Source organism: Mesorhizobium sp. M1406 (assembly GCF_040317555.1).
GTDB lineage: Bacteria > Pseudomonadota > Alphaproteobacteria > Rhizobiales > Rhizobiaceae > Mesorhizobium.
Map to the genome: position 1 here is coordinate 11,209 of NZ_JAMYKW010000041.1, position 23,708 is coordinate 34,916.

At 64.0% G+C, this 23,708-nt stretch carries 26 protein-coding genes and 1 pseudogene; 16 read left to right on the forward strand and 11 right to left on the reverse strand.

Translation table 11 applies throughout. The features are described 5' to 3' along the window. Positions 1-186: 186 nt before the first annotated feature. Together NKH03_RS25400 and NKH03_RS25405 are read right to left on the reverse strand one after the other, a co-directional pair. Positions 187-2,736 (reverse strand): ABC transporter permease, encoded by a 2,550-nt coding sequence (locus NKH03_RS25400; RefSeq protein ID WP_352971341.1) that lies wholly within the window; start codon positions 2,734-2,736, stop codon positions 187-189. Further along, entirely contained in the window at positions 2,736-3,431 is a 696-nt protein-coding gene (locus NKH03_RS25405; protein WP_352971343.1) for an ABC transporter ATP-binding protein, read from the reverse strand. Before NKH03_RS25405 ends, NKH03_RS25400 begins: the two co-directional genes overlap by 1 nt. Before the next feature lie 87 nt (positions 3,432-3,518). On the opposite strand from NKH03_RS25405, the gene NKH03_RS25410 reads away from it, so the two are divergent. Beyond that, complete coding sequence (locus NKH03_RS25410; RefSeq protein WP_352971344.1) at positions 3,519-4,163, forward strand: arylesterase; 645 nt, start codon at positions 3,519-3,521, stop codon at positions 4,161-4,163. Between the two features lie 128 nt (positions 4,164-4,291). Next, on the forward strand, positions 4,292-4,888 hold the full coding sequence (thpR, locus tag NKH03_RS25415) for an RNA 2',3'-cyclic phosphodiesterase (RefSeq protein WP_023811312.1): 597 nt from the start codon (positions 4,292-4,294) through the stop codon (positions 4,886-4,888). Here the strand turns inward: thpR and NKH03_RS25420 are convergent. Further along, positions 4,792-5,310 carry a low molecular weight protein-tyrosine-phosphatase gene (locus NKH03_RS25420; RefSeq protein ID WP_352971346.1) on the reverse strand — a complete coding sequence of 173 codons (519 nt, stop codon included), beginning with the start codon at positions 5,308-5,310 and terminating at the stop codon, positions 4,792-4,794. The genes thpR and NKH03_RS25420 overlap by 97 nt on opposite strands. A 94-nt stretch (positions 5,311-5,404) precedes the next feature. Between NKH03_RS25420 and NKH03_RS25425 the strand changes: the two genes are divergently transcribed. Continuing rightward, on the forward strand, positions 5,405-5,701 hold the full coding sequence (locus tag NKH03_RS25425; RefSeq protein WP_352883022.1) for a 4a-hydroxytetrahydrobiopterin dehydratase: 297 nt from the start codon (positions 5,405-5,407) through the stop codon (positions 5,699-5,701). Between the two features lie 145 nt (positions 5,702-5,846). After that, positions 5,847-6,209, forward strand: a complete 363-nt coding sequence (locus tag NKH03_RS25430; RefSeq protein ID WP_352866394.1) for a YkvA family protein — start codon at positions 5,847-5,849, stop codon at positions 6,207-6,209. A gap of 48 nt (positions 6,210-6,257) precedes the next feature. Here the strand turns inward: NKH03_RS25430 and NKH03_RS25435 are convergent, their stop codons facing one another. Next, entirely contained in the window at positions 6,258-6,872 is a 615-nt protein-coding gene (locus tag NKH03_RS25435; RefSeq protein ID WP_352866397.1) for a methyltransferase family protein, read from the reverse strand. Positions 6,873-7,228: 356 nt separating this feature from the next. Between NKH03_RS25435 and NKH03_RS25440 the strand changes: the two genes are divergently transcribed. Next, positions 7,229-7,732, forward strand: a complete 504-nt coding sequence (locus NKH03_RS25440; protein ID WP_352866399.1) for an invasion associated locus B family protein — start codon at positions 7,229-7,231, stop codon at positions 7,730-7,732. Positions 7,733-7,943: 211 nt separating this feature from the next. Here the strand turns inward: NKH03_RS25440 and NKH03_RS25445 are convergent, their stop codons facing one another. Beyond that, entirely contained in the window at positions 7,944-8,243 is a 300-nt protein-coding gene (locus NKH03_RS25445) for a hypothetical protein (protein ID WP_352866402.1), read from the reverse strand. Positions 8,244-8,514: 271 nt separating this feature from the next. Between NKH03_RS25445 and rlmN the strand changes: the two genes are divergently transcribed. The 3 genes from rlmN to NKH03_RS25460 are packed head-to-tail and all read left to right on the forward strand — an operon-like array spanning position 8,515 to position 10,702. Further along, positions 8,515-9,750 carry a dual-specificity RNA methyltransferase RlmN gene (gene rlmN / locus NKH03_RS25450; RefSeq protein WP_352971348.1) on the forward strand — a complete coding sequence of 412 codons (1,236 nt, stop codon included), beginning with the start codon at positions 8,515-8,517 and terminating at the stop codon, positions 9,748-9,750. Between the two features lie 32 nt (positions 9,751-9,782). Continuing rightward, complete coding sequence (locus NKH03_RS25455; protein ID WP_352971350.1) at positions 9,783-10,226, forward strand: hypothetical protein; 444 nt, start codon at positions 9,783-9,785, stop codon at positions 10,224-10,226. Beyond that, entirely contained in the window at positions 10,223-10,702 is a 480-nt protein-coding gene (locus NKH03_RS25460) for a hypothetical protein (protein WP_352866409.1), read from the forward strand. The genes NKH03_RS25455 and NKH03_RS25460 overlap by 4 nt, the downstream gene beginning before the upstream one ends. On the opposite strand, the gene NKH03_RS25465 is transcribed toward NKH03_RS25460, so the two are convergent. Then, positions 10,674-11,315 carry a LysE family translocator gene (locus NKH03_RS25465; RefSeq protein WP_023758943.1) on the reverse strand — a complete coding sequence of 214 codons (642 nt, stop codon included), beginning with the start codon at positions 11,313-11,315 and terminating at the stop codon, positions 10,674-10,676. The two genes, NKH03_RS25460 and NKH03_RS25465, sit on opposite strands and share 29 nt — an antisense overlap. Positions 11,316-11,518: 203 nt before the next feature. Between NKH03_RS25465 and NKH03_RS25470 the strand changes: the two genes are divergently transcribed. Continuing rightward, on the forward strand, positions 11,519-12,742 hold the full coding sequence (locus tag NKH03_RS25470) for an argininosuccinate synthase (RefSeq protein WP_352883029.1): 1,224 nt from the start codon (positions 11,519-11,521) through the stop codon (positions 12,740-12,742). Between the two features lie 144 nt (positions 12,743-12,886). Here the strand turns inward: NKH03_RS25470 and NKH03_RS25475 are convergent, their stop codons facing one another. Beyond that, a complete protein-coding gene (locus NKH03_RS25475; protein WP_352866414.1) occupies positions 12,887-13,687 on the reverse strand; it encodes a lytic murein transglycosylase in 801 nt (266 codons plus the stop codon). Positions 13,688-14,005: 318 nt separating this feature from the next. Between NKH03_RS25475 and NKH03_RS25480 the strand changes: the two genes are divergently transcribed. From NKH03_RS25480 to rpsP, 6 genes are all read left to right on the forward strand, one after another. Continuing rightward, positions 14,006-15,103: a zinc-binding metallopeptidase family protein gene (locus tag NKH03_RS25480; RefSeq protein WP_352971352.1), complete on the forward strand. Its 1,098-nt coding sequence runs from the start codon at positions 14,006-14,008 to the stop codon at positions 15,101-15,103. 64 nt (positions 15,104-15,167) lie between these two features. After that, a complete protein-coding gene (locus NKH03_RS25485; RefSeq protein ID WP_352971354.1) occupies positions 15,168-15,767 on the forward strand; it encodes a DUF1236 domain-containing protein in 600 nt (199 codons plus the stop codon). Positions 15,768-16,056: 289 nt separating this feature from the next. After that, complete coding sequence (locus NKH03_RS25490; protein WP_352866424.1) at positions 16,057-17,013, forward strand: CPBP family intramembrane glutamic endopeptidase; 957 nt, start codon at positions 16,057-16,059, stop codon at positions 17,011-17,013. A gap of 286 nt (positions 17,014-17,299) precedes the next feature. Beyond that, the gene (gene ffh, locus NKH03_RS25495) at positions 17,300-18,892 is read left to right on the forward strand and encodes a signal recognition particle protein (RefSeq protein ID WP_352883035.1); all 1,593 of its coding nucleotides are present in this window, start codon (positions 17,300-17,302) and stop codon (positions 18,890-18,892) included. A 7-nt stretch (positions 18,893-18,899) separates the two neighbouring features. Next, positions 18,900-19,241 (forward strand): chorismate mutase, encoded by a 342-nt coding sequence (locus NKH03_RS25500; protein WP_352662441.1) that lies wholly within the window; start codon positions 18,900-18,902, stop codon positions 19,239-19,241. A gap of 53 nt (positions 19,242-19,294) precedes the next feature. Beyond that, positions 19,295-19,696 (forward strand): 30S ribosomal protein S16, encoded by a 402-nt coding sequence (gene rpsP, locus NKH03_RS25505; RefSeq protein ID WP_352971356.1) that lies wholly within the window; start codon positions 19,295-19,297, stop codon positions 19,694-19,696. Between the two features lie 84 nt (positions 19,697-19,780). Here the strand turns inward: rpsP and NKH03_RS25510 are convergent, their stop codons facing one another. Both NKH03_RS25510 and NKH03_RS25515 read right to left on the reverse strand, forming a co-directional pair. After that, positions 19,781-20,044: a YMGG-like glycine zipper-containing protein gene (locus NKH03_RS25510; protein ID WP_352866435.1), complete on the reverse strand. Its 264-nt coding sequence runs from the start codon at positions 20,042-20,044 to the stop codon at positions 19,781-19,783. A 298-nt stretch (positions 20,045-20,342) separates the two neighbouring features. Further along, a complete protein-coding gene (locus tag NKH03_RS25515) occupies positions 20,343-21,248 on the reverse strand; it encodes a bestrophin family protein (protein WP_352866438.1) in 906 nt (301 codons plus the stop codon). 185 nt (positions 21,249-21,433) lie between these two features. On the opposite strand from NKH03_RS25515, the pseudogene NKH03_RS25520 reads away from it, so the two are divergent. Beyond that, positions 21,434-21,832 (forward strand): annotated as a pseudogene (locus tag NKH03_RS25520) (ACT domain-containing protein); the annotation flags it as partial. A 119-nt stretch (positions 21,833-21,951) separates the two neighbouring features. Here NKH03_RS25520 and NKH03_RS25525 read toward each other — a convergent pair. Both NKH03_RS25525 and NKH03_RS25530 read right to left on the reverse strand, forming a co-directional pair. Next, a complete protein-coding gene (locus tag NKH03_RS25525) occupies positions 21,952-22,404 on the reverse strand; it encodes a GNAT family N-acetyltransferase (RefSeq protein ID WP_352971358.1) in 453 nt (150 codons plus the stop codon). Between the two features lie 211 nt (positions 22,405-22,615). Then, on the reverse strand, positions 22,616-23,650 hold the full coding sequence (locus NKH03_RS25530; protein WP_352883041.1) for an aspartate-semialdehyde dehydrogenase: 1,035 nt from the start codon (positions 23,648-23,650) through the stop codon (positions 22,616-22,618). Positions 23,651-23,708 lie beyond the last annotated feature (58 nt).

The following is a 23,708-nucleotide window of genomic DNA, read 5'->3' on the forward strand; positions in this document are numbered from 1 at the left end:
ATCCGGACCCAGGCGCCGCTGGCAGGGCTCCAGCATGCCTGTGGCGAAATATGATGGTTATTCGCGTCAAGAACAAGACCATAACCAGATGTAACGATTCGTGAGACAACGAAGTGCCGATTTCTCGGCTTTCCGGACGGCATTCTTACCAAGATTTAATCCGGGATGGCCGCTCCGGACCCGAGATCACAGGTTGCGCAGCACCGGCGCGGCCTTGTGGCCGAGCACCCGCCAGGTACCTGCGAGGCCAATGCCGACCGTGATCACCAGCGAAAACAGAATGGTCGCCACCGCCACCTCGGGCATGAAATGCGACGGCAACGTCATGATGCGGGCAACGACGAACCAGGCAGCGGCACCGCCCGCGGCCAGGGCGAAGATCGCGGTGGCCAATCCGATCAGCATGTATTCGAGCGAGAAGGCCGATATCAGCGTCCTGCGTGTCGCGCCCAGCGTCTTCAGCACCACCGCGTCATGGATGCGCGCCCGGTTGCCCGCGGCAAGCGCGCCGGCCAGCACAAGCACCGAAGCGATCAGCGCCACGCCGGCCGCCGCGCGGATCGCCGTGCCGAGCTGCCCGACCAGCCGGTTGACGATTTCGAGGGCGTCCTTGACCCGCACCGTCGTCACAGCCGGAAAGGCGCGGGTGACGGCGTTGAGGATGCGGGCGTCGTCGGCCGTCGAGGCATTCTTTTCGGTCAGCGTCGCCATCCAGCCATGCGGGGCGCCGGCGAATGTGTTGGGCGAGAACACCATGACGAAATTGATGCCCATCGTCTCCCATTCGACCTGGCGGAAATTGGCGATCCTGGCCGTGACATTGCGCCCGAGCACATTCACGGTGATGGTGTCGCCGAGCTTCAGCCCGATCTCCTTGCCTTCCACGGCCGAGAACGAGACCAGCGGCTCGCCGCTATAGTTGTTCGGCCACCAGCTGCCCTCGGTCAGCGTCGCGTTTTCCGGCTGCCTGGCGTCGTAGGTCAAGCCGCGATCGCCCTTCAGCACCCAGGCGCCTTGCGCCGGCACTTTCACCTTGCCGACATCGACGCCGTTCAGCGCCATCACCCGGCCGCGCAGCATCGGCACCTTGGCCAGCGTTCCCTGCGGTGCCTCCTTGCCGATCAGCGCGGAGAAGGAATCGACATCGCTGCTCTGGATGTCGACGAAGAAGAAGTTCGGCGCCCGTTCCGGCAGGCTGCCGGAGATCTGCCGCCTGAGATTGCCGTCGATCAGCGCCAGCGTCACCAGCAGCGTCAGCCCAAGTCCCAGCGACAGCACAACCGACGGCGTCAGCGCGCCTGGCCGGTGGATGTTGCCGATGGCGAGCCGCAGCGCCACGAAGCGCACGCGCGGGCTCTTCCTGGCCGCCCATTGCACCAGCGCGCCGACAAGGCGCAGCACCAGGAAGGCGAAGATGGTGGCGCCGACGAAGATCGAGGCGATGCGCTGGTCGCCCGAGGATAGAATTGCCAGCACCGCCAGCAGCAGTGCGATTCCGATGGCCGCCGCGACATAGACCGCGCGCGGAAAGCCGCGCCCCTCCAGCCCCATCTCGCGAAACAGCGCGGTGGCCGGCACGTCGCGGGCGCGGCCGAGCGGCAGCAGCGCGAAGGCCAGCGTCACCAGCAGGCCGAACAGCGCCGCCATGCCGAGCGCGCCGGGATAGAAGCCGCCTTCCGCCGGTACCGGGATGACCTGATGAAGGGCAGCGCTCGCCACGAACGGCATCAGCGCGCCCAGCACCAGTCCGAGCACGATGCCGAGCGCGGCAATGATCAGGATCTGCACCAGATAGACGGTAAAGACGAAGCCGCCAGAAGCGCCCAGGCTCTTGAAGGTGGCGATGACGCCGCGCTTGCCGTCGAGATAGGCGCGAACAGCATTGGCAACGCCGACGCCGCCGACCACCAGCGCCGTCAGCCCGACCAGGGTCAGAAACTGCGAGAAGCGTTCGATGTTGGACGACAGCGCCGGGGCCGCATTGCTGCGCGTGCGGATCGACCAGCCGGCTTCGGGAAAATCCTTGGCCGCCTGATCCTGGATGGCCTTCAGCCTTGCCTCGTCGGCGTCTGCCGGCAAGCGGATCCTGTAGGCATTCTCGACCAGGCTGCCCGGCTGGATCAGTCCGGTGGCCCCCAGCCCTTCGGTCGAGATCATCAGCCTTGGCGCGAAGCCGAATCCCTCGGAGACGGCATCCGGTTCGGTGACCAGCCTGGCGCGCAGTTCGAAGGTGGCGGTGCCGAGCTTCAGCCTGTCGCCGATCCTGAGATGCAGCCGCTCGAACAGCAAATCGGGAGCCGCGGCGCCGAAAACGCCGAACTCTTCGCCGAACAGCTCCTGCTTCGACAGTACCGGCTCGGTGTCCAGCGCGCCGTAGAGCGGATAGGCATCGTCGACCGCCTTGGCCTCGACCAGCGCCTGGTCGGATCCGTCGGCGAGACGCGCCATCGAGCGCATGCTGGCGGTGCGCGAAACGGCGCCCAGCTCGTCGAGGAAACCGCGTTCGGCCTGGCTGGCATCGCGCTGGTTGACCTGGAAGCGGAGATCGCCGCCCAGCAGCGTCTGGCCCTGATTGGCGACACCGGCGTTGATGGAACGCGCCACCGAGTTGACGCCGCCGATCGCCGCGACGCCGAGCGCGATGCAGGCGAGGAAGATCAGGAAGCCGGACAGGCCGCCGCGCATCTCGCGCAGCGAGAAGCGAACCGCGAGCCTCAGCATCCGCGACAACGGCATCAGGCCGTCACCTTGACGGACGCCGGCGCCTCGATCCGGCCCGACCGCATCGAAACCTGGCGCGAACAGCGCGCCGCAAGGGCCGGGTCATGGGTGACCAGCACCAGCGTCATGCCGCGTTCGGCAGCCTTGGCGAACAGAAGATCGGCGACTTGCCGCCCCGTCGCCTGGTCTAGATTGCCGGTCGGCTCGTCGGCGATCAGAATGCGCGGCGACGGCGCCAGTGCGCGGGCGATCGCCACGCGCTGCTGCTCGCCCCCCGACAATTCGCCGGGATAATGAGTGACGCGGTCATTGAGGCCAACCGCCGCCAGCTCGCGCGCCGCAACCGAAAACGGATCGGCATGGCCAGCCAGCTCCAGCGGCACCGCGACATTTTCGAGCGCCGTCATGTTGGGAATGAGATGGAACGATTGAAACACGATGCCAATGTTTCGGCCACGAAACGAAGCAATCTGGTCCTCGCTTTTGCCGTTGAGCAACTCGCCGGCGATTCGGACCGTACCCGAATCGACCCTTTCCAGGCCTGCCAGAACCATCAGCAATGTCGACTTGCCGGAGCCCGAGGGCCCGATGATGCCGGTCGCTTCGCCGGCCGCCACATCGAGGCTGACGTCCTTCAGCACATGGACCAATGAAGCCCCCTCGCCAAGGGTCAGCGATACATCTTTCAGCGCAATGACGGCTTCTGTCAAAATGAAAGCGTCCTATATGGAGGATGAAGGCTCTGCTTGCCGGAAGCCGTCGCCGGAAGAATTCCTTGCTCATATGGGGCCTGCCGCATGTCTTTCAAACGCAGTATTGCCGCAGGCTTGATCGTTTTCCTCGCCATTTGCGGCGCCATTTCGTCGGCGCGTGCCGAGCCGTTCAAGATCGTCGGTTTCGGTGACAGTCTGACGGCGGGTTTCGGCCTCGGGCCGGACCAGGGCTTTACCGACAGGCTGCAGGCAGCGCTTGCCGCCAAGGGCCATGATGTGACCGTCGCCAATGCCGGCGTCTCCGGCGACACGACGAGCGGCGGCCTGGCGCGGCTCGACTGGTCGGTGCCGGACGGCACGCAACTGGTCATCCTCGAACTCGGCGCCAACGACATGCTGCGCGGCGTTTCGCCCGACATCACCAAAAAGAACCTGGACGAGATGCTGGGCAGGCTGAAACAGCGCAAGATCGCCGTGCTTCTGGCCGGCATGCGCGCCGCCCCCAATCTCGGCGCCGACTACCAGAACGCTTTCGACGCCATATTTCCGGACCTGGCCGACAAATACGACGTTGCGCTCTATCCGTTCTTTCTCGACGGCGTCGCCGGCCGGCCCGGCATGCAGCTCGAGGACGGCCTGCATCCGAGCCCGCAAGGCGTCGATCAGATTGTCGAACGCATCCTGCCCACCGTCGAGAAGGCCATCGCGGCGGTGCCGGGCGGTTCGTAAGCCGGAACTGGAGCTGTTTCCGTTGGGGAAACTTTTTAGCAAGGACTGTGACCAACAAACCTCTTGCCCCGTTTGACTATCGATGATTCGCTAGGGGTACAGTTCGATTCGAGGAAGGGAGGCTTTTCATGCCGCGTCTTTTCACCGCCCTCGAAATACCGCGTGACGCCGCCCTTTCGCTGTCCCTGCTGCGGGGCGGCCTGCCCGGCGCCCGCTGGATCGACGTCGAGAACTACCATCTGACGCTGCGTTTCATCGGCGATGTCCCAGGCCATGTCGCCGACGAGATCGCCAACGCGCTCGACCGTGTCCACCGACCTTCCTTTTCGCTGGCCCTGTCCGGTGTCGGTGCTTTCGGCCAGAAGAAACCGCACGCAGTGTGGGCGGGCGCTTCCGCCTCGCCCGATCTTGCCGCCCTTCAGGGCGAGATCGACCGCATCTGCCAGCGGCTCGGCATCCCCGCCGACCCGCGCAAGTTCATGCCGCATGTCACACTTGCAAGGCTGCGCAATTCGACCCCGCTGGACGTCGCCCAATATCTGTCGGCGCGCGGCAATTTCTCGACGCTGCCGTTCCGCATCGGCCGTTTCGTGCTGATGTCGTCGCGCGATTCGGTCGGCGGCGGCCCCTACATCGTCGAGGAAGCCTGGCCGCTGTCGGGCACGGACGCCCGCGCTTCCAGCCTTGTCGCCAGCGCCTCCGACGCCTCGCGGATCATGCGGTAGACCGAAGCGAAGGCTCCTGCGCCATCATAGTAGGGATCCGGCACGTCACCTGCCTTGCCGTGGGCAAATTCCAGAAACAGCCGCACCTGGTCGCGCATGGCCGCCGGCGCCAGCGCTCTCAGGTCGGCGACATTCGACCGGTCCATGCCGAGGATCAGGTCGAAGCGGGAGAAATCCTCCGGCGTGACTTTGCGCGCTCTCTGTCGGGAAATGTCGATGCCGTGACGCTCCGCAACCGCGATCGAGCGTGGATCGGGCGCCGCGCCGACTTCCCAGCCGCTGGTGGCGGCTGAATCGAGGAGCATATTCCTGCCCAACCCACGCTCCGCCAGCACGGCACGAAAGACGCCCTCCGCCAGTGGCGACCGGCAGATGTTGCCGAGGCAGACGAAAAGAATGGAATTTATGGGCTTCGCGCTCATCGATCCGACGCTATGGTGAGGGACTCCAGAGACGGTTTCGAAACTCGCTAGGGTTCCAAACAGTCTCTCAGCCGAAATAGCACGGGAAGCTGACATGACGAGAGAAAAACTGGGCAAGGACGCAATCGCCGCGGCGTTGGTCGGGCTCGAAGGCTGGGCACCGGCGGCGGATGGCGCCTCCATCAAGCGCACATTCACCTTCGCGAATTTCTCCGAGGCTTTCGCCTTCATGACCCGCGTCGCGCTCGCCGCCGAGAAGATGGACCATCATCCAGACTGGTCGAATGTCTACAAGACCGTCGACGTGACGCTGAACACCCACGATGCCGGCGGTGTGACCGCACTCGATATCGATCTGGCCAAGAAGATGAACCGCTTTGCCGGCGGCTGACGCCCGCTGTCGCCCAGGGCGTTGCGACGTCCACGATACGGCGGCAAACCCAAATCGGCGCCGGTATCTTGCAGTAGGGGTCGCCTTTCACCACATTTTGCCTCGCGGCATGCGCCGGGTTGCGCATGAGCCCTAGGAGACACTGATGGCGCGACAATCCGGTTTTGATTTCTTCGGCTTTGGCGGCAAGCTCGGTGACGAGAACGAAGTGCGCGAGAAATTCTGGCGGACAGTCAAGAAGGCCGCGCGGCAGATCCCCTTCATGGAAGAGGTCGTGGCGTCCTATTACTGCGCCATGGACAAGAACACGCCGCTGCGCGCCAAGGGCATTCTGCTGGCCGCGCTCGGCTATTTCGTGCTGCCGGTGGATGTCATCCCCGACTTCGTCCTCGGGCTTGGCTTCACCGACGACATCGCCGTGCTCACCGCCGCGATCACCGCCGTCAGTGCCCACATCACCCCGGCGCACCGGCAGGCCGCCAAGGACGCCATCGCCGACAAGGGCTGAGCCGGCGCGGGGCAAAGAGTGGCACGAGACTCGGGCGGTTGCGGCCGATCAAATCCACCGCCGCACCCGCGCCTTGTAGGCACCATACGCATCGCCGAATTTCCGCTCCAGATAGTGCTCTTCCCGCGCAATGACGCCGGTATTGATCACCCACAGCAGCGGGACGATCAGCGCGATGGCCCAAAAACTTCCCGCCGCGACGCCTAGGCCCAAGTAGACGAGGGTCGTTCCCAGATAAAACGGATTCCTGGTTCGCCGGTAGATGCCGTCGACGACCAGCGCCGTCGTCGGCAGGGTCGGTGGAATATTGGTGCCAGCGGCGTGAAAGCGCCCCGCCGCCATGAAGATGATACCGAAGCCGCACGCCGCGAGCACGGCTCCGCCCAGATAGCGGACGGGCGACTGCACAGCCAGAGTCGGGAGTGGAACGACGGCCTCGAGGACCGCTGCCGCCGCCAGGAAGCCGAGAAAGATCAAAGGCGGCAGCGCGATGACCCCAGCCACGTCGGGCGCGCCCGATCCGCCTGCAGCCTCCCCGCCATCCGATCGCGGCACCGCCGCAGCGCCGCCGGCCATCGCCCGCATGGCAACACGAATGCCGAACACGATCAACAAGACGACAGTGCCGCCCGCCAGGATCAGGACCGTCTCGGAAATGGCCATAACCGAAATCTCCCATACGCCACCAATGAGGTGCCCGGGCCGAGCGCCTTGGATGCGAACGCAGGCATCCTACCGCTTGGAGGGAAATTCGTCACGTGTTTCGGAAGCCAGGATGGCTGCGGGAGCTGGTTTGAAAAGTCAAACTCTTGCCGCTTTCGTGGCCTCCAAGTCACCAAAGGGACGTCGCGCCACCCGCTCGCAAGGCGGCGGCGCGCGAAATGGCGGCGGTTTCCTCGGGGTGGGGTTCCTTTCTCAAAGGAAATTCACCGTTTGGTAACCCAGATTAAATCAAAATGAAGCGACGGGCAGGACGCCGAGCCGGCCTGCCGCCGCACCTTTGGAATACGGGAAAAACGATGCGCGGATTGATTGCTATAGTTTCGAGCCTGGTCCTGGTCGCCACGGCAGCGCCGGCATTGGCGCAGTCGGCGACCAAGATCGGCCAGCACAATGCCTGGGGCACCTACAGCTACCAGGCATCGGGCGGCAAGGTCTGCTATGTCCTGACCGTGCCGACCGACAAGCAGCCGCCGACGCTCGACCATGGCGACATGTTCTTCTTCGTCAGCCAGCGGCCCGGCCAGCAAGTGTCCTACGAGCCGCAATTCATCGCCGGCTACAATTTCCAGGAAGGCTCCAAGGCCACCGTCACCATCGACAAGAAGTCGTTCTCGATGTTCACGCGCGGCAAGTCGGCCTGGGTCGAGAACGCCGCCGAGGAACCGGTGCTGATCGCCGCCATGAAGACTGGCACCGACATGAAGGTGACGGCGAAGTCCGGCCGCGGCAACCCGACCTCCTATGTCTTCTCGCTGAAGGGCATTTCGGCGGCGCTGACATCGATCGCCAAGTGCAAATAGGCTGGCGCCCACCCCGATAGTCTATGGCGCAATAGCGAAGTTCGCCACCCGGAGGCCGGGCATTGCGTTTGATTCCAGCGTGGCCCTTCGCCGCCGGACCGCACCGGTCAAATGATGGTAACGGGATCAAAAGGCCCGGCGGGGAGTTGGACCCGTATCGGAATGACCCGCCGGCGTGTGCCGGCGGATCTCGATCTTGACGGGTTCAGTCTTACATGGCCATTTTTTCACATTCGGCCTGAGCTTTCTTGGTCGACGTATCGATCATGAAGGCTTTGCCCTTGGCGTCAGTCATCATCATCATGCAGTGCTTGATTGGCTTTGCCATCTTCATCATCTCGGCGCTCGTCTTTGCATCCGGCATCATGGTGCCCATATGCCCGTCCGGCATGATCGCCATCACTTCTCCACCCTTCATCATGGTCATTGTGCCCATCGCGTCTTCGGCAAATGCCTGCGAGGCGGAAACACCGACGAGGCCGGCAATGAGGGCTAGCTTGATAGAGTTCATTCTGCGTACTCCCATTTTGTAGAGGCATAGTTGCCCCCTTCGGATTTCGACGGCGCGATGGGAATCGTTACGCAAACACGATGATGTGATCGCTCCCCGTGCAGTGGGAGGGACAGGACAAGGTTGCCAGATCGCCATGGCGGACCGTCGGCCGGCATCCATGGTTTGCATTCCCACCGCATGACTCTGCCTCCAACCTGTGCTATGCGCCGCGCTTCATGTCGGGCACGATGCGTGAAATCGGCCGCAAACCGCTTATATCAGTGCAACCATGACCCTTTCATTCGACCTCACCACCGAAGGCGCCCGTGACGCGTTGCGTGCCCGTACAGCGCCGCCCGAAAAGCTGTCGCTGATCGGCCTGACGCGCGCTGAGCTCGGCGAGGCTCTCGTCGCTTCGGGCACCGTGCCGGAGCGCCAAGCCAAGATGAGGGCCCAGCAGCTCTGGCACTGGATGTATGTGCGCGGTGTCTCCGACTTTGCCGGCATGTTCAACATCTCCAAGGATTTGCGCGCCGAACTGGACAAGCACTTCACCATCGCCAGGCCCGAGATCGTCGAGGAACAGATTTCTTCGGACGGCACGCGCAAATGGCTGTTCCGCTTTCCGCCGCGCGGTGCCGGCCGGCCGGTCGAGATCGAGACCGTCTATATTCCCGAGGAAGGCCGCGGCACGCTCTGCATCTCCTCGCAGGTCGGCTGCACGCTGACCTGCTCGTTCTGCCACACCGGCACGCAGAAGCTGGTGCGCAATCTGACCGCCGAGGAAATCCTCTCCCAGTTGCTCACCGCCCGCGACCGGCTCGGCGATTTTCCCGACCGCGACACGCCCGACGGCGCCATCGTGCCCGCCGAGGGCCGTAAAGTCTCCAACGTCGTGATGATGGGCATGGGCGAGCCGCTCTACAATTTCGAAGCGGTGAAGAAGGCCCTGCTGATCGCCTCCGACGGCGATGGCCTGTCGCTGTCCAAGCGGCGCATCACGCTCTCGACCTCCGGCGTCGTGCCGGAAATTTTCCGCACCGGCGAGGAGATCGGCGTCATGCTGGCGATCTCGCTGCACGCCACCAATGACGATCTGCGCGACCTCCTGGTGCCGATCAACAAGAAGTATCCGCTGAGGGACCTGATCGCCGCCTGCCGCGCCTACCCCGGCCTGTCGAACGCCAAGCGCATCACCTTCGAATATGTGATGCTGAAGGACGTCAACGATTCCATCGAGGACGCCAAGGGCCTGATCAAGCTGCTCAAGGGCATTCCGGCCAAGATCAACCTGATCCCGTTCAACCCGTGGCCGGGCACCAACTACCAGTGCTCGGACTGGGAGACGATCGAGAAATTCGCCGACTACATCAACAATGCCGGCTATGCCTCGCCGATCCGCACGCCGCGCGGCCGCGACATCCTCGCCGCCTGCGGCCAGCTCAAGTCCGACTCCGAGCGCATGCGCAAGGTCGACCGGCTGGCGCTGGAGGCGATGATGATAGCGGGGCACGGCGAGGCGTGAGCCGCCGCCTCGCCTGGCTTAAGCGCCTCGCCATGATGGCAGTCGGCTATTTCGCCGCTGTGCTGACCTCGATCCTGGTCCCCGTACTGCTGATCGCTCTTCTGGAAGGTATAGAAGACGGCAACTGGTCCATCATCTTCGCCTTCGACTGGCTGGGCTCCTTCCCCCTCGCCGTGCTGACCGTGATGATCGGCGCATTGTTGATCGTCGGCCCCGCGCTCTTTGTCGCCGAACGATTTTCGCTTCGGGGATGGTTCTATTTTGCCGCCACGGGTGCGATCACGTCCATCGCCTTTGGCGTATCCATGCCGCGCTCGGCCGGCAGCTTTGTTTTCAATCCGGGCTTTCTCGGTTTCCTGGCCACGGCCGGCATTGCCGCCGGTTCGGTCTACTGGCTTCTGGCTGGACGCAAGTCCGGCATGCGCTGGGATTTGGGCCGAGATTTGGGCCAAGATTTGGGCCAAGATTTGGGATGACCCGTCTTGTCGGCTATCTCGTCCGCTTCGCCGTTATCCTGTTCGGCTACGCCGTCGCCTCGCTGGCGGCGAGCGCGTTCCTCAACGTCCTGTTCCTGGCATCGCTGGGCTACACGCCGGAGCACGCACAGCCGACGGCGACGGCTTCGCTGTATTTCTCAATTCCCTTCGTCGCCCTGTTCGTCGCCTATTTCGCGCTGATGCCGGCTTGCGTCGTCATCCTGGTCGCCGAAATCCTAGGCCGGCGCGACTGGCTGTTCTATGCGCTGGCGGGCGCCGTGGTTGCGGCCGTCTTCCTCGGCCTCGTCGACCATTCCGGCGATGCCTTCGCGCTTGCCGATACCAGCGCCATCATGGCGGTGATTGGCGGCGGCATGGTCGGCGGCATCTTCTACTGGCTCAGCGCCGGGCGCTGGGCCGGCAGCTGGTGGAGGGACGAGAACGCCCCTACTTCGCCTGGGCCGTCAGGATCTTGAGGGCAAAGGCCGAAAAAACGCCGGCGAAGAGATAATCGACCACCCGCGTGACGCGCGGGCTGGCTTTCATCGCCGCCGAGAACTTTTCCGCCGCCAGCACCATCGGCACGGTCACCGGGATCGCCAGCACGATGAACATCGTGCCCAGGAAAAACAGTTTTCCCGGTGCGTTCGGGTCATGCGCGGAAACGAACTGCGGCAGGAAGGTCATGAAGAACAGGATGATCTTCGGGTTGAGCAGATTGACGCCAAGCCCCGCCGCCCAGCTGCGCAACAGCGAAATCTCGGGACCCGTCTTCTTCTCCGGCGAAAACGCCGAGCCCCTGGTGACCGCCTGCCAGGCCAGGAAGACGAGATAACCGGCGCCGAAGATCTTCAGAACGAAGAAGGCCATCGGCGAGGCGACGATCAGCGCCGAGACGCCGACCACCACCAGCGTGGTGTGGATCAGCGTACCGCACAGTGCCCCGGCCATCGAGGCAAAGCCGGTGGCGCGGCCCTGGCTCAGCGTGCGCGAGACGAACAAGGTCATGTCCGGCCCCGGCGTGATCGCCAGGATGACGGTGGCGATGGCGAACTGGATCAGCGTGGCGGTGTCTGGAATGAAGGACATGGGCGGCCCCTTGGCTCGGACACGCAGGCTTTAGAGGATACGGCCCGTGGTTGCCAGCGGCTGGGTGGTTGAAACGCTGATCCAACTTGCCTGAATCGCCTGTCCGGCCGCCGCCCGGCCATGATCCGCGGCGTTCATCTCTTGCGCAGCCCGGAAACGGCGTGATACCTCGCCCGCCAAGAACTCAGTTGCGGAACCGCCAAATGTCCAAGACCAAAGACGTCAAGAAGGTCGTGCTCGCCTATTCCGGCGGCCTCGACACCTCCATCATCCTGAAATGGCTGCAGACCGAACTCGGCGCCGAGGTCGTGACCTTCACCGCCGATCTCGGCCAGGGCGGCGAACTCGAGCCGGCACGCCGCAAGGCCGAGATGATGGGCATCAAGGATATCCGCGTTGTCGACGTGCGCGAGGAATTCGTCGCCGACTTCGTCTTCCCGATGTTCCGCGCCAATGCCGTCTATGAAGGCACCTATCTGCTCGGCACCTCGATCGCGCGGCCGCTGATCTCCAAGCATCTGGTCGAGATCGCCAGGGAGACCGGCGCCGACGCGATCGCGCACGGCGCCACCGGCAAGGGCAACGACCAGGTTCGCTTCGAACTCTCGGCGTACGCCCTGAACCCCGACATCAAGGTCATCGCGCCGTGGCGCGACTGGTCGTTCAAGTCGCGCACCGACCTGATCAATTTCGCCGAACAGCACCAGATCCCGGTGCCGAAGGACAAGAAGGGCGACGCGCCATTCTCGGTCGACGCCAACCTGCTGCACTCCTCTTCCGAGGGCAAGGTGCTGGAAGACCCGTGGACCGAGCCGCCGGAATTCGTCCACCAGCGCACCGTTTCGCCGATGGACGCGCCGGACAAGGTCACCGAGATCGAGATCGAATTCCTCAAGGGCGACCCGATCGCGCTCGACGGCAAGAAACTGTCGCCGGCGACCATGCTGGCGGCACTCAACGATCTCGGCCGCGACAACGGCATCGGCCGGCTCGACCTGGTCGAGAACCGTTTCGTCGGCATGAAATCGCGCGGCGTCTACGAGACGCCCGGCGGTACCATCCTGATCGCGGCGCATCGCGCCATCGAATCGATAACGCTCGACCGGGGTGCCGCCCACCTCAAGGACGAGTTCATGCCGCGCTACGCCGAGCTGATCTACAACGGCTTCTGGTTCGCACCCGAGCGGCTGATGCTGCAGGCGATGATCGACAAGAGCCAGGAAGACGTCGAAGGCACGGTGCGCCTCAAGCTCTACAAGGGCAACGTCATGGTCACCGGCCGCAAGTCCAGGAAGACGCTCTATTCCGACGCGCTGGTCACCTTCGAGGACGACCGCGGCGCCTACGACCAGAAGGACGCCGCCGGCTTCATCCGCCTCAACGCGCTACGGCTGAGGACGCTTGCCGCGCGCAGCCGCAAGAGCTGATCTTCAACCTGTTCGCCTCAAAACAAACCGCCGTCCTCGCCGGGACCTATTGTCGGCGCCGGCGACGCCCCGCCAATTCAAACTGAAGCGATTGCCTCAGTTGGCCCGGCGCATAGCCGGGCCTCCTGTCGAAGATTCCAGCTCTCAGTCGCCGTCGATCGCCGTGGCGATGCGGGCGATGGCCTGCTGATAGACGCTCGCGGAATTCCAGCCGGCGATCGCGCCCAAATTCGCACTCGCGCTCGCGCCGGCACGCCAGCCATGACCTTTGAGGAAGTTGGCGGTGGAAGCCAATGCCGTGGCCTTGTCGCGCAGGTTTCCGCCGCCGACGCCATACTTCAAGACATTTCCGGGCAGGAACTGCGTGTGGCCAATCTCGCCATGGGCAGCGCCGACCGACGAGGCTGTCAACGCCCCGCGATCAACCAGCTTCAGGGCTGCAATGGCATGCGGATAAAAGAATTCAGGGCGGCGGCAATCATAGGCAAGCGTCAGAATGGCGGAGACCGTATTCTGGTTGCCCATGGAGGCACCGAAGCCGGTTTCCATGCCCCAGATGGCGAGCAACACACCCGGCGACACGCCGTAGTTCGCCTCGATCTTGGAAAACAGTGCCGCATTCGCCTTCTTCAGCGCGCGGCCCTTGGAAATGATCGCGGACCCGCCACGGCGCTTCATGAAATCGTCCACCGAGCCGCTGAAGGCCTTGTGGATGCCGCGGTCGACCGAGATCGTCCTTGTTGCGTAGGTCGCGCCAGCCAGGGCGGCCAGACCCCTGGCGCCCACACCTTCGGACTTGGCCTGCGCGGCGAACTCCGGCTTCCAAGCCTCGAAGCCGGCGCCGGTCTTGCCGCAGCTGGCCCCCGCCTGCGCGCCCGTTGCCAGCGCAAGCACCGCCACCACTATGGTCGCTGCAAACATCTTTCCCTTGGCAAGAAATGCCATGTTGTTCTCCTGGTTGCCTGAATCACGTCCCAATTGCGAACTTGCCAGCGAAACACGCACTTGTCACTGTCGCCGCTGCATTGCTGGCGAATGCCGTGGAATTTGCCTACGATCAAGTGATTATTGTGGCAAGGGGCCCAATGGAAGACGTCGATGTCGTGATCATCGGCGCCGGTCCGGTGGGTATTACCACAGCCAGGCCCTGCTGGCGGCGGGCATCTTGCGGCGAAATAGCCTCGATATATGGGAACGCCGGTGGGCGGTTCGCGTTGGGCACCTGCCGCCCTGATATGCTGGCTCTGAAGGTTAGGGACCGACATGAAACTCTTCGACTGTCCGCATTGCGGCCACCGCCTCTATTTCGAGAACGCCCAGTGCCTGAACTGCGGGAGTCTCGTGCTCTACGATCCAGAGCACGCCCGTTTTGCGCTGTCGGACCTCGACGGCGTCTTCCAGTGCACCAATGCCGACGAATGCGCCTGCAACTGGATGGCCGAGCCCGGACGGGGGTTTTGCCGCGCCTGCGTGCTGAACCAGCTGATCCCGGATCTTTCCGTCGACGGCAACCGCCGCCGCTGGATTCGCGTCGAGGCGGCGAAGAAGCGCGCCATCTATTCGCTGCTGGCCTTCGGGCTGCCGGTTGCGCCCAAGCTGAACCCTGCCGACGAGGTCGGGCTGGCCTTCGACTTCCTCGCCGATCCGATCCGCGGCGGGCCTGGCGGCGAGCGCATCCTGACCGGCCATGACAATGGCCTGATCACGCTCAACGTCGCCGAGGCGGATTCAGCCGAGCGCGAGAAGCGGCGCGTCGAGATGGGCGAGAACTATCGCACCTTGCTTGGCCATTTCCGCCACGAGTTCGGCCATTATTATTGGGACCGCCTGATCCGCGACGATCCGCGGAGACTGGAAGCTTTCCGTGCGCTCTTTGGCGATGAGCGCCCCGACTACGAACAGGCGTTGAAGTCCTATTATGCCAATGGCGCCGCGCCCGACTGGCAGCAAGGCCACATCTCGGCCTATGCCACCTCGCATCCATGGGAGGATTGGGCCGAGACCTGGGCCCACCATCTGCACATCACCGACACTCTGGCGATGGTGCATGCGCTGAACTTCCCGCTCGGCCGGCTGGAGACGGTGGAGGCCAACGACTTGCCGCGGGGCGACACAGGCGGCGGGCTGCAAGCGGCACCTTCGGAGCCGGCGACCGTGCCCGAGCCTTTCGACAAGATCCTTGCCCGCTGGCTGGTGCTGTCTGAAGCCTCCAATTCGATCAACCGCTGCATGGGCCTGCCCGACCTCTACCCCTTCGTCATTTCGGACGTCACAGCGCGGAAATTGGCCTTCGTTCACGAACTTCTGACCGGTTTGCCGAAAGAAAAGGGAACAAATCGTGAGTTGGCGCAGGCGTTTTAGGGGGAACCGCATAAGCCACTGACCCGTTTTCGCTGGCGAGGGACCATGAAAACGGAGAGAACCCATGAAATCCCTTTTGTTCCCCGCAGTCGCGGGACTGCTGACCGCGATGTCGGGCGCCGCGCTTGCCGACACCGCCGTCTCCGCCGTCACCGACCTCAACGTGCGCGCCGGGCCCGGCCCGCAATATCCTGTCATCGGCGTGCTTGCCGCCGGCCAGTCGGCGACACTCAATGGCTGCATCGAAAACAGCAAATGGTGCACCATCGCCGAGGCCGGCGGCCAGGGCTGGGTCTATTCCGACTATGTGACGGCTGATTTCGGCGGCAGCCGGGTGGTGCTGACGCAACGGCGTTCCAGCGTTGCTGTCGTCTCGCCGCCGGACGACATCGGCGACTATTCGACCGACTATACCGGCGCGATCATCGCCAGCGATCCGGTCGTCGATGAATTTCCCCCGCCTCCCGCCGAAGTCCGGACCTATGTCGACACGCATCGCCTCGATCCAGTCTATCTCGACGGCGAGGTGGTGACCGGCGCGATCTTGCCGGACACCGTCGAGCTGCGCGAAATCCCGAACTACGACTACCGCTATGTCTATGTGAACGGCCAGCGGGCGCTGATTGATCCACAGACGCGGCGCATCATGTACGTGGTACGCTGACATCGGAATTGTGTAAGGCGGCCGCAACCTCAGCGGTCGCCTGACTGCCAGGCAGAGCAGTGCTGCCACGCGGGCCATCGATGGACGTGTGCGATCTCCGAGACGCGAATGCTCCCTTGCGAAATGGATTCCGATTTTCTCGGCCCTCGGCTAGAGCAATTCCAGGAAAAGTGTGACGCGGTTTTCCGTCCGGAATTGCGTCAAAACAAAGAGTTAGATCGGTTCGCCGTTTTCGTGAAACGATGAAATGCTATAGATCAACAGGCAATCAATTCGGCAGGGAACCAGCGTGACGATAGACTCGGCCGCCTTCGAACGCTATCGGCGCTCGCCCAACGCCCGGACGACCTTGCCGCGCCTGTTCCTGGGAACCGCGATCGTCATCCTGTTCTGGGCCGCAACGACGGTGGCCGTGCTGATCGGCGGCATCTATGCATTCTTTGCCTGGCAGGACGGTGCGGCGACACCATCCGGCGTGCATGGGTTCCTTGCCTCGCCGCTCGGCATCCTCACCGCGCTTGCGTCTTTTGCCGGCATCTGGATCGGCCTGTGGATCGCCATGCGCTGGGTCCACGGCGAGAAGCTGTCGGCGCTGCTCGGCGTCAGCCGCCGCGTGTCGCGATCGGGCTTCCTCAAGGGGCTGATCGCGGTGCTGATCACCTCGCTTGTCTCCGAGATCCTGCTCTATCTCTTGCAGCCCGAGATCGCGCGCGGTCCAATCAGCCTGTCGTCCTGGCTGCTGTTTGCAATCCCGATCGGCGCGCTCACCTGGCTGCAGACATCGTCGGAAGAGGTGCTGTTCCGCGGCTATCTGCTGCGCGGTCTCGCCAACCGGTTCAGGAGCCCGTTCATCTGGGCGCTGCTGCCGGCGCTGCTGTTCACCGCGCTGCATTGGAGCCCCGGCGCATCCGCCGCGATCAACGCCTGCGTGCTCGCCTCGATCGCCGCTTTCGCGCTGCTGCTGACGGTTGTCGTCTTTGCCACCGGCAATCTCGGCGCCGCCCTCGGTGCTCATCTCGGCAACAATCTGACCGGCTTCCTGCTGATCTCGCATCAGGAGAGCTACAATTCCTTCGCCCTGTTCAATGCCAGGCCGCTCGAAGGGCCAGGCTGGACGACAGCTGATGCGGTGCTCATCGCCTTCATCGGCATCGCCTGCAGCCTGCTGACGATCGTGCTGCTTTTACATCCGCGCTCGCCGCTCGGGGTTGCCGCCGAGGTTCCGGATGAGGCAAACTCGGCCTGATTGCAGCCCAGGGGACAACGCGAAACCGCGCTTGTCTTGACTCTGGCGCCGATTTCCTGTCTACACGCCCCGAATTCCGCGACGAGTATCCCTCCGAGCAAGCCGACCAGGACGCCGAAACCTCTTCGAGGTGAAGTGCTGTAAATCGATCCTGGAGGCCAACACCCGGCAGCGCTGAGCGCCCCCGGGTGCTTTTTGGTTTTGGCTTTTGCTCGCCACGAGCCTTGGACACTTGGCGCGAACGCATTACCTCTCGGGCACCGCTTGCCTGGGAAAAGGAAAAAGAATGTTTGAATCGCTACAGGAACGTCTTGGTTCGATCCTGAACGGCCTCACCGGCCGCGGTGCCCTGTCCGAGGCGGATGTCTCGGCGGCGCTGCGCGAGGTGCGCCGTGCGCTGCTCGAGGCAGACGTAGCGCTGGAAGTGGTGCGCTCGTTCACCGACAAGGTGCGCGAGAAGGCCGTCGGCGCCGCCGTGGTCAAGTCGATCAAGCCCGGCCAGATGGTCGTCAAGATCGTCCATGACGAGCTGGTCGAGATGCTCGGCGCCGAGGGCGTCGCCATCGATCTCAATGCCCCGGCCCCGGTCGTCATCATGATGGTCGGCCTGCAGGGTTCCGGCAAGACGACCACTTCGGCCAAGATCGCCAAGCGCCTTTCCGAGCGTCAGAACAAGAAGGTCCTGATGGCCTCGCTCGACACGCGGCGCCCCGCCGCGCAGGAGCAGCTTCGCCAGCTCGGCGAACAGGTCAAGGTCGCCACGCTGCCGATCATCGACGGTCAGTCGCCGGTCGACATCGCGCGCCGTGCCGTGCAGGCGGCCAAGCTCGGCGGCCACGACGTCGTCATCCTCGACACCGCCGGCCGCACCCATATCGACGAGCCGCTGATGGTCGAGATGGCCGACATCAAGAAGGTGTCGAGCCCACACGAAATCTTGCTGGTCGCCGACTCGCTGACCGGCCAGGACGCCGTCAATCTGGCCAAGAGCTTCGACGAGCGCGTCGGCATCACCGGTCTCGTGCTGACCCGCATGGACGGCGACGGCCGCGGCGGCGCAGCACTTTCGATGCGCGCCGTCACCGGCAAGCCGATCAAGCTGATCGGCACCGGCGAAAAGATGGACGGGCTGGAGGAATTCCACCCCAAGCGCATCGCCGACCGCATCCTGGGCATGGGCGACATTGTCTCGCTCGTCGAGAAAGCCGCCGAAAACATCGACGCCGAGCAGGCGGCGGCGATGGCCAAGAAGATGCAGTCGGGCAAGTTCGACCTGAACGACCTCGCCAGCCAGCTTCAGCAGATGTCGAAGATGGGCGGCATGGGCGGCATCATGGGCATGATGCCCGGCATGGGCAAGATGAAGGACCAGATGGCGGCCGCCGGTCTCGACGATAAGATGTTCGGCCGCCAGCTCGCCATCATCTCGTCGATGACCAAGGCCGAGCGCGCCAACCCCGATCTGCTCAAGCATTCGCGCAAGAAGCGCATCGCCGCCGGTTCCGGCACCGACGCGGCCGAAATCAACAAGCTGCTGAAGATGCACCGCGGCATGGCCGACATGATGAAGGCGATGGGCGGCAAGGGCAAAGGCGGCGGCCTGATGCGCGGCATGATGGGCGGCCTCGCCAACAAGATGGGCCTCGGCGGCATGATGCCGGGCGGCATGGGTGGCATGATGGGCGGCGGCATGCCGGACCTGTCGAAGATGGATCCCAAGCAGCTCGAAGCCTTGCAGAAGCAAGCGCAGGCATCCGGCCTTGGCGGCATGAAGGGTCTTCCCGGTGGCGGTGGCCTGCCTGGGCTGCCCGGCGGCATGAAACTTCCCGGTCTGCCCGGAATGGGCGGCGGGCTGCCTGGCCTTGGCAAGAAGAAGTGAGGACGCCATGAACGAAGAAAAGGACATGGCCGACGCACGCACGATCCTGGCCGACTATCGCGCCTCGATCGACAACATCGACGCGGCCCTCATCCACATGCTGGCCGAGCGCTTCCGCTGCACCAAGGCGGTTGGCGTGCTGAAGGCGACGCATGGCCTGCCGCCGGCCGACCCGGCGCGCGAGCAGCAGCAGATCGCCCGGCTTCGCCAGCTGGCGAAGGATGCCCATCTCGACCCGGATTTCGCGGAAAAATTCCTCAACTTCGTCGTCCGCGAAGTGATCCGCCACCACGAACAGATCGCCGCTTCGAGCAGCGGCGGGACAAAGACCCCGCTTCCAACGGCGTGATGAAAACCAACTGAAACCCGATCAACGAACTTAGAGTTTTTAGGAGAAAAGAAATGCCCTTGAAGATCCGACTGGCCCGCGCGGGCTCGAAGAAGCGTCCTTACTACCACGTCGTCATCGCCGACGCCCGTTCGCCGCGTGACGGGCGGTTCATCGAGTCGATCGGCTCGTGGAACCCACTGCTGCCCAAGGACGGCGAACGCGTCAAGGTCGACGCCGACCGCGTCAAGCATTGGCTGGCGCATGGCGCCCAGCCGACCGACCGCGTGCTGCGCTTCCTCGACGAAGCCGGCCTCGTCAAGCGCGACGCCCGCTCCAACCCGAAGAAGGCCGAGCCGGGCAAGAAGGCGCAGGAACGCGCTGCGCTCTTGAAGAAGGCGCAGGAAGACGCCGCTGCCGCGGCAGCGACCGCCGCGGCGGCCCCGGCCGAGGCGGAAGCCGCTACCGCCGAATAGATATTGCCCTATCGCATCCAGGAAAACGGCGGGCCCAAGGCCCGCCGTTTTGCTATATCGACTTCACTTTCGAACGCGGCCCTATCAATAGCCGCTCGGGCAGCGGTCGACGTAGACGCGGCCATAACGATCACGGTAGCGGCATTCGCCAGGTTCGCTCGCCCGGCCGATCAACGCACCGGCCACGGCGCCGACAGCGCCACCGACGACGGCGCCTTCAACCGGATCGCCAGCGACCGCGGCGCCGACGGCAGCGCCACCCAATCCGCCGACAGCCGCGCCCTTTTCCGTTTGTGAACAAGCGGCGAGCGGCACCAGCAGGGCCATCAAAAGCATCGTTTTCTTCATTGTCGTTCCTCTCCAGCTAGGAGCCGCCTCCGCCGCCAAGCCAATATCTAACTCGCAACTGGGCGATTTGATCCCAAAGAGATTGCCGGCAAGGGGATTCAGGCTTCCAGCAGGGGCGGTGCTCGGATTGCGCCCGGCCCAGGCTGTGGACGTCGTGCGGGACATCGGTCTATCGGCTGAACGGGATCAGCGCGCGCACACGTGGGTCGCGCAGACAGCGACGCGGCGCAGATCCTAGGATGACGAGAGAGGGGCGTCTCGGCCAATCTCCGAGGGGAGTGCCGTCCATGCCGGGCACCTACGAAAAATAGAACTTCTCGGCCGTTAGCATTTTCGGCGGGGTCTCGCCCAGCGCCTCGAACACCGAGATCTCGCAGACACGGCACAGGCCGTCGAGGGCGAGGTCGTTGGCCTCGGTGCCGAACGGATCCTCGAGTTCTTCCGAAAGCGCATCGAGGCCGAAGAAGGTGTAGGCGATCAGCGCCGTGAACAGCGGCGTCGCCCAGCCGGCGGCGGAGACCAGCCCGAAGGGCAAGAGCAGGCAGAAGATATAGGCGGTGCGCTGCAGAAGCAGCGTATAGGCGAACGGCAGGGGTGTTCCCATGATGCGCTCGCATCCGGCCTGCGCGGCGGCGATTTCCGACAGGCGCTCGTCGAGGATGCGGTAGCCGATCGCATCGATCGCGCCGGCCTTGCGCAGCGCGGCGATGCGGCGGCCCATGCCACGCACCATTGCGTCCGGTGCGTTGGCTGCCTTGGCGACGATCTCGGTTTCGTCACCGATGAAAGCGCGGGCCTGCGGGGCCGCGTCGACGCGCCTGAGCAGACCGCGCAGAAAGTGGCAGAAGGCGATCGCCTCCATCAGCAGGCCGCGCAATTCCGTCCGGTCGTCGACCAGCCCGGCGGAGGCGCGTGCCAGGTTGCGGATGTCGAAGACGAGTTGGCCCCACAGTTTGCGCGCCTCCCACCAGCGGTCGTAGGCGGCGTTGTTGCGGAAACCGAGATAGATCGACAATGCCACGCCGAGCAGTGCGAATGGCGCGGTGCCGGCATTGCCGAAGTCGAGCTTCAGCGCCCGCGTAATCACCACCACAAGCGCGCCATAGGCCGCAAAGCCAAGGATCTGCGGCAGGATGCGCGGCACCACCGAGCCGCGCATGATGAAGAACAGGTGCAGAAGGCGTGGGCGCGGGCGGACGATCATCAAAGGCCTTTCGCGGACCGGCGCTGGTCCTCAGCTGCTTTATTGTGCGACGCAACAGGTCCGCAAGCCCGGCCGCCAGCGACATAGCCATGTCGCCTGTGCAGCACGCGGACTATCGGCACCCGCCGGTCGCGGATATTGAGGAGCACGGGCTGCGGCCCTTTTCTATGGAGGAGAGAAGACGAATGACCGGCGAAACCGATCTGAAGACACTGCTGGCATCGATGACGCCGGAACTGCTCGCCGGCACCTATGTCTTCGTTAGGCTGGCGCCTGACCTCGCTCAGCCGGAAGGCCTCGAGCCGGTGATGGTGTTCCGCGAGCGCGAGGGCGTGACGCTCATCGTGGCCGAGGAGGCGGCCAGCACAGCCGGCCTGACCGCTTCCTTCCGCTGTCGTATGGTGACGCTGAACATTCATTCGTCGCTGGAAGCGGTCGGCTTCCTCGCCGCCATCACCACGCGGCTCGCCGCGGCCGGCATGGGCGTAAATCCGGTCTCGGCCTTCTACCACGACCATCTGTTCGTCCCGGCCGAGCGGGCGGAGGAGGCGATGGAGCTGTTACGGGAACTAGCCAGGCAATCATTCGCGACCAAGGATTTACAGCGCGAGGATGTTGAGGCAATCGCAAGCGGCCGTATGTCATCGGAGAGCGATCATCTCGATGCCTTGCTCGATCCAAATTAGAGCATACGCATGTTTGATCAGTACCTGCAGACATACAGAATGTCCGGCAAGCCTTCTTCGTTGCCGGTGCCGTCGCCGAAGGACTCCGCGCGAAAACCATGGCGCTCGTAGAAGCGTCCGGCGCCGGTGTTGGCTTGGAAGCAATGCAGTTTCACGACCGCCAACGCAGCGGTCGCGTCCATTAGCAATCGGCTGCCGATGCCATGCCCCGTCCAGGCGGGATCGAGATAAAGCTGCTCCACCCATTCGCCGCTGACGGCAATGAAGCCGACAGTGGCCTTGCCAGCTTTGGCGACCGTCACTTGCTGCCGTGGCAGGACGACGTCGCGGATGAAGGCGAGGTCTTCGGTCGGTGTATGGATGACCGGCATCCAGTCGAATGAGCCAAGCGCTGCCCGCATGAGCCGGGCGATGGCGGCGGCGTCCGATCCAGTGGCCGGACGCAGGAAGACCTTGACGGGATCGTTCATAAACGCTTCTCAATAAAGGGCGGTGCTGCCCCTCATCCCCCTGCCGGGACCTTCTCCCCGTGAACGGGAGAAGGGGGCTAACGGCCGAAGGCCGAGCCCGCGACCGCGGGCCGCCGGCTTTCCGGCGCCCTCGCGGAGAGCCAGCCGCGGCAGCGGCGATACGGCCCGTGAGCGAAAGCGAATCGGCCGAAGGCCGAGCCCGTGAGCGAGATTAAGCCGCCTTCTTCTTCGGCTGGATCAGGCCACGCTCGACCAGCAGCTCGGCGATCTGCACCGCGTTCAGCGCGGCGCCCTTGCGCAAATTGTCGGAGACGATCCACATCGACAGACCGTTGTCGATGGTCGAATCCTCGCGGATGCGCGAGATGAAGGTGGCGTCCTCGCCGGCCGATTCCAGCGGCGTGATGTAGCCGCCGTCCTCGCGCTTGTCCAAGACCTGGCAACCCGGCGCCTCGCGCAGGATATCGCGCGCCTCGTCGGCGGTGATCGGCTTTTCGAACTCGATGTTGACCGCTTCCGAATGGCCGATGAACACCGGCACGCGCACGCAGGTCGCCGTCAGCTTGATCTTGGGGTCGAGCATCTTTTTGGTCTCGGCGACCATCTTCCACTCTTCCTTGGTGGAACCGTCGTCGAGGAAGACATCGATATGCGGGATGACGTTGAAGGCGATGCGCTTGGTGAACTTCTTGACCTCGACGCCATCGGCGACGAACACGGCGCGCGTCTGCGTGAACAGCTCGTCCATGCCTTCCTTGCCGGCCCCCGACACCGACTGATAGGTGGCGACGACGACGCGCTTGATGGTGGCGAAATCGTGCAGCGGCTTCAGCGCCACGACGAGCTGCGCCGTCGAGCAGTTCGGGTTGGCGATGATGTTCTTGCGCGTGAACAGCGAGATCGCATCCGGGTTCACTTCCGGCACGATCAGCGGCACGTCCTGGTCGTAGCGGAAGGCCGACGAATTATCGATGACGACGCAGCCCTGCTTGCCGATCTTCGGCGACCATTCCTTGGAGACGTTGCCGCCGGCCGACATGATGCAGATGTCGGTGTCGGAAAAATCATACTGGTCGAGCGACTTCACCTTAAGCGTACGGTCCCCGAACGACACTTCCGTGCCCTGGCTGCGCCGCGAGGCCAGCGCCACGACCTCGCTTACCGGAAAGCCGCGCTCCTCCAGTATGTTGAGCATTTCCCGGCCCACATTGCCCGTGGCGCCGACGATCGCTACCTTGAAACTCATCAGAAATCTCCTGTCCCCTCTCCGCTTGGTTTTTGGAGAAAACCCACCGGCCGGTGCG